General features: G+C 62.0%; 9 protein-coding genes. 6 read left to right on the forward strand and 3 right to left on the reverse strand.

Going from position 1 to position 8958, the window contains the following annotated elements; all coding sequences use genetic code 11:
- Positions 1-146 precede the first annotated feature (146 nt).
- The 3 genes from CFII68_RS00045 to phhA form a co-directional block, all read right to left on the reverse strand.
- Entirely contained in the window at positions 147-1340 is a 1194-nt protein-coding gene (locus CFII68_RS00045) for an amino acid aminotransferase (protein ID WP_018614442.1), read from the reverse strand.
- Positions 1340-1696: a 4a-hydroxytetrahydrobiopterin dehydratase gene (locus tag CFII68_RS00040; protein WP_003184087.1), complete on the reverse strand. Its 357-nt coding sequence runs from the start codon at positions 1694-1696 to the stop codon at positions 1340-1342. The genes CFII68_RS00045 and CFII68_RS00040 overlap by 1 nt, the downstream gene beginning before the upstream one ends.
- Before the next feature lie 98 nt (positions 1697-1794).
- Positions 1795-2580, reverse strand: coding sequence for a phenylalanine 4-monooxygenase (gene phhA, locus CFII68_RS00035; RefSeq protein ID WP_018614446.1), 786 nt, complete (start codon positions 2578-2580; stop codon positions 1795-1797).
- Positions 2581-3049: 469 nt separating this feature from the next.
- Here phhA and CFII68_RS00030 point away from each other — a divergent pair, with 469 nt between their 5' ends.
- The 6 genes from CFII68_RS00030 to CFII68_RS00005 all read left to right on the forward strand — a co-directional run.
- Entirely contained in the window at positions 3050-4612 is a 1563-nt protein-coding gene (locus CFII68_RS00030) for a sigma-54-dependent phenylalanine hydroxylase transcriptional regulator PhhR (protein WP_018614448.1), read from the forward strand.
- 361 nt (positions 4613-4973) lie between these two features.
- Positions 4974-5711, forward strand: coding sequence for a flagellar basal body rod protein FlgF (locus CFII68_RS00025; protein ID WP_014337130.1), 738 nt, complete (start codon positions 4974-4976; stop codon positions 5709-5711).
- 49 nt (positions 5712-5760) lie between these two features.
- Positions 5761-6546 (forward strand): flagellar basal-body rod protein FlgG, encoded by a 786-nt coding sequence (gene flgG / locus CFII68_RS00020; RefSeq protein WP_018614451.1) that lies wholly within the window; start codon positions 5761-5763, stop codon positions 6544-6546.
- Between the two features lie 72 nt (positions 6547-6618).
- Positions 6619-7314, forward strand: coding sequence for a flagellar basal body L-ring protein FlgH (flgH, locus tag CFII68_RS00015; protein WP_018614454.1), 696 nt, complete (start codon positions 6619-6621; stop codon positions 7312-7314).
- A 45-nt stretch (positions 7315-7359) separates the two neighbouring features.
- Complete coding sequence (locus CFII68_RS00010; protein ID WP_162493992.1) at positions 7360-8430, forward strand: flagellar basal body P-ring protein FlgI; 1071 nt, start codon at positions 7360-7362, stop codon at positions 8428-8430.
- Between the two features lie 11 nt (positions 8431-8441).
- Positions 8442-8958 (forward strand): rod-binding protein (locus tag CFII68_RS00005; RefSeq protein ID WP_018614459.1); only part of this gene is annotated, 517 nt, incomplete at its 3' end.

Genomic DNA, 8958 nt, shown 5'->3' on the forward strand with positions numbered 1-8958 from the left:
GGGGATTTATCCCCGTTGGGCTGCGCAGCAGCCCCCAGCCTGGGGTGGCCTGACATTCCAAGGTGTCTGATCTAGGGCTGCTGCGCAGCCCAGCGGGGATAAATCCCCTCGCCACAAGGGGGTCTGTTCAGCTATTTAAAGGCTGGTTATCTGCAAACGTCAGCAATCGCCTCGGCCAGCAGGTCCAGGCGCGTCGCATCGATGCCGGCCACGTTGGCCCGGCCGGTGCCGACCATGTAGACGCTGTGGCGCTCGCGCAGGTGTTTGACCTGTTCCGGCGTCAGGCCGGTGTAGGAGAACATCCCGCGTTGCACGCCGATATGGGCGAAGCGTTCGCGCAAGCCATGGGGTTCGAGGGCCTCCAGCAAGCCGCTGCGCAATTGCGCGATGCGCAGGCGCATGGCCTGGACTTCATCGGCCCACAGGCTCTTGAGTTCCGGGTTGCCGAGAATGGTCGCCACCACGGCCGCGCCATGGTCCGGCGGTGTCGACCACAGGTTGCGGGCGATGTTTGCCAGTTGGCTGCGGATATCCACCAGCTTCTCGCCATCGCGGGCGCAGACGATCAACGCACCCGTACGGTCGCGGTACAAGCCGAAGTTCTTCGAACAGGAACTGGTGACCAGCACTTCCGGCAGGGCCTGGGCAAATAGCCGGACCGCCCAGGCGTCCTGCTCCAAGCCATCGCCGAAGCCTTGGTAGGCGAAGTCGATCAGCGGCAGCAGGTCGCGGCTGCGCACCACCTCCAGCACCTGACGCCATTGCTCATGGGACAGGTCGAATCCGGTGGGGTTGTGGCAGCAGGCGTGCAGCAGCACCACATCACCTTTGGGCGCCTGGTTCAGGGCCGCCAGCATTGCTTCGAAATCCAGGCGGTTATCAGCGCCCACGTAAGGGTAGTGACTGACCTTGACCCCGGCCGCGGCGAAGATGGTTTCGTGGATCGGCCAGGTCGGGTTGCTCAGCCATACCCCACGGCCCGGCAGGCATTGAGCGATGAAGTCGGCACTCAGGCGCAGCGCACCGGTGCCGCCCGGTGTCTGGGTGGCACCGGCACGCTTTGCGCTGATCAGCGGCGAGTCGGCGCCCAGCACCAGCGCGTTGATCAACTGGCCGAACGCAGCGTCGCCGTGACCGCCGATGTAGGTCTTGGTGGTCTGGCGATCCACCAGTCGCTGCTCGGCCTGCTTCACGGATTGAAGAATCGGCGTCAAACCCTGGGCGTCCTTATAGACGCCCACGCCCAGGTCGAACTTGCTCGGGTTGCTGTCCGCCCCGTAGGCCTCCATCAGGCCAAGGATCGGGTCGCCGGGTACCCGGCCGATGGCGTCGAAATGCATTACTTGCGGCCCTCGGCGGTCTTGGCCACGTCATCGGTGCGGGCGGCCATGATGAAGTCGTTGCGGTGCAGGCCCTTGATGGAGTGGCTCCACCAGGTCACGGTGACTTTGCCCCATTCGGTGAGCAGGCCTGGGTGGTGGCCTTCGGCCTCGGAAATTTCACCGACAGCGTTGGTGAACGCCAGGGCGTGCTTGAAATTCTTGAACAGGAAAACTTTTTCCAGCTGCATCACGCCGTCGCGCACTTCGATGTTCCAGTCGGGGATCTGCTTGATCAGCACCGGCAGTTCTTCGTCGCTGACTTGTGGGGCGTCGGCGCGGCAGGCTTCGCAATGGGCTTGGTTCAGAGTGTTCATGGTGTGTTCCTGGATCGAATTTTTGAAAACGTCGATGCACCCACGCTAAAGCAAAGCCGCGTTGTGCAACAGACTCAATTGAGATTAAAAGACGCGGTTCACGCAGCCTTGGGTGGGAATTTCGGCGTGTGCAGGCCCAGTTCCCGACCGCGCTTGACCATGCCCATGATGTCTTCGTGGGCCAGGTCGAACAGGCGCTTGAGCTCGGGCAGCACGAAATACACCGGTTGCAGGATGTCGATGCGATACGGCGTGCGCATGGCTTCCAGTGGATCGAAGGCCTGGTGCTCGGGCTCGTCGGACAGGCAGTACACGGTTTCCTTGGGCGAGGACAGGATGCCGCCACCGTAGATGCGCCGGCCCTGTGGGGTCTGCACCAGGCCGAACTCGATGGTCATCCAGTACAGGCGCGCCAGGTATACCCGTTCTTCCTTGGACGCCTGTAGGCCGAGTTTGCCGTAGGTGTGGGTGAATTCGGCAAACCAGGGGTTGGTCAGCAACGGGCAGTGGCCAAAGATCTCGTGGAAAATGTCCGGCTCTTGCAGGTAATCCAGCTCTTCGCGGGTACGAATAAAGGTCGCCACCGGAAACTGCTTGCTGGCGAGTAATTCGAAAAAAGTCTGGAAGGGGATCAACGCCGGTACCCGGGCGACTTGCCAGCCCGTGGTCGCGCCCAGCACCTTGTTGATTTCATCCAGTTGCGGGATACGGTCGTGGGGCAGGCCCAGCTTGTCGATGCCGTCGAGGTATTCCTGGCATGCACGGCCTTCGATGACTTTCAGCTGGCGGGTGATCAGCGTGTTCCACACCGCGTGTTCTTCGGCGGTGTAGTGGATAAAACCTTGCGCGTCGGGCTCGCGGGCCACGTACTGCGTCTGCTTCATGCTGCTCTCCTGCTGATTTCCCTCAGGGGGAAGATGTGTTGTTTTTATGTCCAGCGATGCAATAGAGATAGCGCGAAGCAGCGACATGTGCAGCACGCGGGAAAAGGTCGGGCAGGTGAAGGAAAAGTAAAATCGTAAAGTTTTCGTTACGAGTTGGCCCGGCTTACGCTGTTGTCGGGTTTTTCCGGTGGGAATTGGCCTACAACTGTCACATAATCTTGACGGCTATTTGTGCTGCCACGCAGAAACCTGTGTGGTGAGGGAGTGGCCGCCGCGTCTTCGACGCTGCGCTGTCGCGCAGGGAACAGGCCTTGTGGCGAGGGGATTTATCCCCGTTCGAGTGCGAAGCGCTCGCCTATGGATTGTGGCGCTGCGAGGAATAAGGGGGTTGCTGCGCAACCCAGCGGGGATAAATCCCCTCGCCACAATGAATCAAACAAACCTTAAGTGAACAGCATCGGGTCTCTTCATGCGCATCAAAGTCCATTGCCAGAACCGCATCGGCATCCTGCGGGACATCCTCAACCTGTTGGTGGAGTACGGCATCAACGTCGCCCGGGGGGAGGTCGGCGGCGAGCATGGCAACGCGATCTACCTGCACTGCCCGAACCTGATCAACATTCAGTTCCAGGCGCTGCGTCCGAAATTCGAAGGCATCGCCGGGGTATTTGGCGTCAAGCGTGTAGGGCTGATGCCCAGCGAGCGTCGGCACATGGAACTCAACGCCTTGCTCGGCGCCTTGGAGTTTCCGGTGCTGTCCATCGACATGGGCGGCTCCATCGTCGCGGCCAACCGGGCGGCGGCGCAGTTGCTCGGGGTGCGGGTGGACGAGGTGCCGGGGATCCCCCTGTCCCGCTATGCCGAGGATTTCGACTTGCCGGAACTGGTGCGGGCCAACCAGTCGCGCATCAACGGCCTGCGGGTCAAGGTCAAGGGCGATGTGTTCCTGGCCGACATCGCGCCACTGCAATCGGAGCACGACGACAGCGAAGCCATGGCCGGTGCGGTGCTGACCCTGCACCGGGCCGACCGGGTGGGTGAACGTATCTATAACGTGCGCAAGCAGGAGCTGCGCGGCTTCGACAGTATTTTCCAGAGTTCGAAGGTCATGGTGGCGGTGGTCCGTGAGGCCCGGCGCATGGCACCGCTGGACGCGCCGCTATTGATAGAAGGCGAAACCGGCACGGGCAAGGAACTGCTGGCCCGAGCTTGTCACCTGGCGAGCCCGCGCGGGCAATCGCCCTTGATGGCGCTCAATTGTGCCGGGCTGCCGGAGTCCATGGCCGAGACCGAGCTGTTCGGCTACGGCCCCGGCGCATTCGAAGGGGCGAGGGCCGAAGGCAAGCTCGGCCTGCTGGAACTGACCGCCGGGGGAACGCTGTTCCTCGACGGCGTCGGGGAGATGAGTCCGCGCCTGCAAGTGAAACTGCTGCGCTTCCTGCAGGACGGTTGCTTCCGGCGTGTCGGCAGCGATGAAGAGGTGTACCTGGACGTCAGGGTGATCTGTGCCACCCAGGTCGATTTGTCCGAACTCTGCGCCCGGGGAGAATTCCGTCAGGATCTGTACCACCGCTTGAACGTCCTTTCCTTGCACATTCCACCGCTGCGCGAATGCCTCGATGGCCTGGCGCCGCTGGTGGAGCATTTCCTCGACCAGGCCAGTCGCCAGATCGGCTGTGCCCTGCCCAAGCTGGCCCCGGCGGCGATGGATCGTCTCAGTCACTACCACTGGCCGGGCAATGTCCGGCAGTTGGAAAACGTGCTGTTCCAGGCCGTTTCCCTGTGCGATGGCGGCACGGTGAAGGCCGAGCATATCCGCTTGCCGGATTACGGCATGCGCCAACCCCTTGGCGATTTTTCCCTCGAGGGTGGCCTGGACGAGATCGTCGGGCGTTTCGAGAAAGCGGTGCTGGAGCGCTTGTACTCCGAGCACCCGAGCAGCCGGCAACTGGGCAAGCGGCTGGGGGTTTCCCATACGACCATTGCCAATAAGTTACGCGAATATGAAGTTGGCAAGGAGCCTGGAGTGTAATCAATTGTGGCGAGGGGATTTATCCCCGCTGGGGTGCAAAGCGCCCCTAAAAACAGACATTAAAGTGTGTCAGGTTGACTGCTTTAGGGCTGCTACGCACCCCAGCGGGGCGGTGCGACGTTTCGCTAAATCCCCTCGCCACAAAAATGTGGTGCACTTGCCGGATGGGTAAACCTTTGCCTTGCAGCGGCACGACACCGCCGGTTTTTCGTCTTCGGTACATTTGCAGAATCCCTTCCAAAACCTCCAAGCCCTTTGTTTACCAGGGGCATCAGCGCCAGAAAAAAGTTGGTCTGCAAATTGCTTAAGGCTGTGCAACACAGCAGTGGGCGGCAAACGTCCGGCATGCAGAGGAACGACAGTGGACAAGTACCTTTATGTGGCAATGACCGGCGCCAGCCAGAACGCACTGGCGCAGCGGGCCCATGCCAACAACCTGGCGAACATCTCCACCAATGGTTTTCAGAAAGACCTGGAGCAGGCACGTTCGATGCCGGTGTTCGGCGACAGCTTTCCGGCGCGGGCGTTTGCCCTGTCCGAGCGGCCTGCCACGGATTTTACCCCGGGTGCGCTGATTGAAACCGGTCGTGACCTCGACGTGGCGGTCAGCGGGCCTGGCTGGATGGCCGTGCAGAACCCTGACGGCGGCGAAAGCTACGTGCGCACCGGCAGCCTCAATGTTGACGCCCTGGGTGTGCTGCGCGCCGGCAACGGCATGCCGGTGATGGGCAATGGCGGTCCGATCGCCGTGCCGCCGGAGCAGAAAATCGAGATCGGCCAGGACGGCACCATCAGCATCCGCGCCATGGGCGAAGGCCCGCGGGTGATGGCTGAAGTGGATCGCATCAAGCTGGTCAACCCGGACCTCAAGACCATGACCAAGGGCCTGGACGGTTCGATCCGTACCAAGGACGGCCAGCCGGCGCCCATCGACGGCAACGTGCAGTTGGTGTCGGGTTTCCAGGAGGCGAGCAACGTCAACGCCGTGGATGAGATGACCTCGGTGCTGGCCCTGGCCAAGCAGTTCGAGCTCCACGTCAAGATGATGAACACCGCCAAAGAAGGCGATGAAGCCATGGCTCGGGTCTTGCAGATCTAACTATTAATTACAGCGTCGCGCCGAAAAACAGGCGTACGAGGAGAATCGAATGCTTCCGGCTCTTTGGGTTGCCAAAACAGGTCTGTCCGCCCAGGACACCAACCTTTCCACTATTTCCAACAACCTGGCGAACGTTTCGACCACGGGTTTCAAGCGTGATCGTGCCGAGTTCCAGGACCTGCTGTATCAGGTAAAACGCCAGCCTGGCGCCCAGTCGACCCAGGACAGCGAACTGCCGTCGGGCCTGCAAGTGGGTACCGGTGTGCGCATCGTCGGCACCCAGAAAAACTTCAACGCCGGCAGCCTGCAAACCACCGAGCAGCCGCTGGACATGGCCATCGACGGTCGCGGTTTCTTCCAGATCCTGCAACCGGACGGGACCACGTCCTACACCCGTGACGGCACGTTCCACCTCGACTCCAATGGCCAGATCGTCAACGCCAGTGGTTTCGCCCTGGAGCCAGCGATCGTTATCCCGAACGATGCCCAGACCTTTACCGTGGGCCGTGACGGCACCGTGTCCGTCACCGTGGCGGGCAACCCGGCCTCCCAAGTGATCGGCAACCTGCAGACCGCCGACTTCATCAACCCGGCCGGCCTGCAAGCGGTGGGCAATAACCTGTTCCTGGAAACCGCCGCCAGTGGCGCGCCGCAAGTCGGCACCCCCGGCCTGAACGGTTTCGGTACCACGCTGCAGAACACCCTGGAAACGTCCAACGTGAGCACCGTTGAGGAGATGGTCAACATGATCACCACCCAGCGCGCCTACGAGATGAACTCCAAGGTGATCTCCACCGCCGACCAGATGCTCTCGTTCGTTACGCAGAATCTGTAATCACGTCGCAACGTCCGTCATTACGTAGACAGGGCGGCCCCAGGGTCGCCTGCAACACCAAGAGGTAGGGTCATGAAACGCTTCGTATCTGTTCTGGCACTGAGTGGGATCACCGCACTCGCGGGCTGTGTCGCGCCGACACCCAGGCCCAATGACCCGTATTACGCCCCGGTGTTGCCGCGCACGCCGTTGCCGGCTGCCGCCAATAATGGTTCGATCTACCAGGCCGGTTTCGAGCAGAACCTGTACAGCGACCGCAAGGCTTTCCGGGTCGGTGACATCATCACCATCACCCTGAACGAGCGGACCCAGGCCAGCAAGAACGCCAACTCGCAAATCGACAAGACCAGCGAGACCAGCGTCGGCCTGACCTCGCTGTTCGGCTCCAGCCTGACCACCAACAACCCGATCGGGAGCAATGACCTGAGCCTCAACGCTGGCTACAGCGCTGATCGGGCCACCAAGGGCGACAGCCAGTCCGGCCAGAGCAACAGCCTGACCGGTTCGATCACCGTGACCGTCGCCGATGTGTTGCCCAACGGCATCATCGCCGTGCGTGGCGAGAAGTGGCTGACGCTCAACACCGGTGACGAACTGGTGCGCATCGCCGGCATGGTTCGCGCCGATGACATTTCCACTGACAACACTGTTCCGTCGACCCGTGTAGCCGATGCACGCATCACTTATTCGGGTACCGGTGCCTTTGCCGATGCGAGTCAGCCGGGCTGGTTCGACCGTTTCTTCCTCAGCCCGAAGTTCCCTTTCTAGGTGGCCCAGTTGAATCTTAAGCAGCTGTTGATCGGTGCCCTGGTGATGTCGGCGGCCTTTACCGCTCAAGCCGAGCGTTTGAAGGACATCGCCAGCATTTCGGGCGTGCGTTCCAACCAACTGATCGGCTACGGTTTGGTCGTGGGCCTGAACGGCACCGGTGACCAGACCACCCAGACCCCGTTCACCCTGCAGACCTTCAACAACATGTTGTCGCAGTTCGGCATCAAGGTGCCGGCGGGCTCCGGCAACGTGCAGTTGAAGAACGTCGCAGCGGTGTCGATCAGTGCCGATCTGCCGGCGTTCGCCAAGCCTGGCCAGCAGGTGGATATCACCGTTGCGTCCATCGGTAACTCCAAGAGCCTGCGCGGCGGTACTTTGTTGCTGACGCCGCTCAAGGGTATCGACGGCAACGTCTACGCCATCGCCCAGGGCAACCTGGTGGTGGGCGGTTTCGATGCCGAGGGTCGCGACGGTTCGAAGATCACCGTCAACGTTCCGTCGGCCGGCCGCATCCCAGGGGGGGCGTCGGTGGAGCGGGCGGTGCCGAGCGGTTTCAACCAGGGCAACAGCCTGACGCTGAACCTCAACCGTTCCGACTTCACCACCGCCAAGCGCATTGTCGACAAGATCAACGACATGCTCGGCCCAGGCGTCGCCCAGGCCATCGACGGCGGCTCGATCCGCGTCACCGCGCCACTGGATCCGAGCCAGCGGGTCGACTATCTGTCGATCCTGGAAAACCTTGAGGTCGACCCGGGCCAGGCGGTGGCGAAAGTCATCATCAACTCGCGTACCGGCACCATCGTGATCGGCCAGAACGTCAAGGTGTCTCCGGCCGCCGTGACCCACGGCAGCCTGACGGTGACCATCACCGAAGACCCGATCGTCAGCCAGCCGGGGCCGTTGTCCAACGGCCAGACCGCTGTGGTACCGCGTTCGCGGGTCAATGCCGAGCAGGAAGCCAAGCCGATGTTCAAGTTCGGCCCGGGCACTACCCTGGATGAAATCGTCCGGGCGGTGAACCAGGTCGGCGCGGCGCCGGGCGACTTGATGGCCATTCTCGAAGCCTTGAAGCAGGCCGGCGCGTTGCAAGCCGACCTGATCGTGATTTAAGGAAAGCGGCCATGGTTGATATGCGCAAAGGCGCCTTGATCAGCGGGGATTCGGGTTCTTACTCGGACCTGAATCGCCTCAACCAGCTCAAGGTCGGCGACAAGAACAGCGAAGGCAACCTGCGCAAAGTGGCGCAGGAATTCGAGTCGCTGTTCCTCGGCGAAATGCTCAAGTCCATGCGTTCGGCCACCGAGGCCTTGGGCAAGGACAATCCGATGAACACGCCGGAAGCCAAGCAGTACCAGGAAATGTACGACCAGCAGTTGGCCGTTTCCATGTCCCGCGAAGGCGGTGGTATCGGCCTGGCCGACGTGCTGCTGCGCCAGATGTCCAAGAACAAGCCGCTGGCGTCTGGCGAGGCGGCGACATTGTCGGCTGCCAAGCAGCAAGAGGCGCAGGACAAGGTCGCCAAGGCGCCGGTGCCGACGCCAGTGGCGGCCGGGACCCTGCCCACCGATGGCCCGTTGTCGCGTATCAGCGGCCAGCGTCCGTTGTGGGCTTCGCGGGCCGTGAGTGCGCCGCAAGGGG

The sequence above is a fragment of the Pseudomonas sp. CFII68 genome, assembly GCF_000416195.1.
GTDB lineage: Bacteria > Pseudomonadota > Gammaproteobacteria > Pseudomonadales > Pseudomonadaceae > Aquipseudomonas > Aquipseudomonas kilonensis.

Coding starts and splice junctions, on each gene's coding strand:
- CFII68_RS00045 (WP_018614442.1), bottom strand. CDS start 1,340: ATGCATTTCGACGCCATCGGCCGGGTACCCGGCGACCCGATCCTTGGC.
- CFII68_RS00040 (WP_003184087.1), bottom strand. CDS start 1,696: ATGAACACTCTGAACCAAGCCCATTGCGAAGCCTGCCGCGCCGACGCC.
- phhA (WP_018614446.1), bottom strand. CDS start 2,580: ATGAAGCAGACGCAGTACGTGGCCCGCGAGCCCGACGCGCAAGGTTTT.
- CFII68_RS00030 (WP_018614448.1), top strand. CDS start 3,050: ATGCGCATCAAAGTCCATTGCCAGAACCGCATCGGCATCCTGCGGGAC.
- flgG (WP_018614451.1), top strand. CDS start 5,761: ATGCTTCCGGCTCTTTGGGTTGCCAAAACAGGTCTGTCCGCCCAGGAC.
- flgH (WP_018614454.1), top strand. CDS start 6,619: ATGAAACGCTTCGTATCTGTTCTGGCACTGAGTGGGATCACCGCACTC.
- CFII68_RS00010 (WP_162493992.1), top strand. CDS start 7,360: ATGTCGGCGGCCTTTACCGCTCAAGCCGAGCGTTTGAAGGACATCGCC.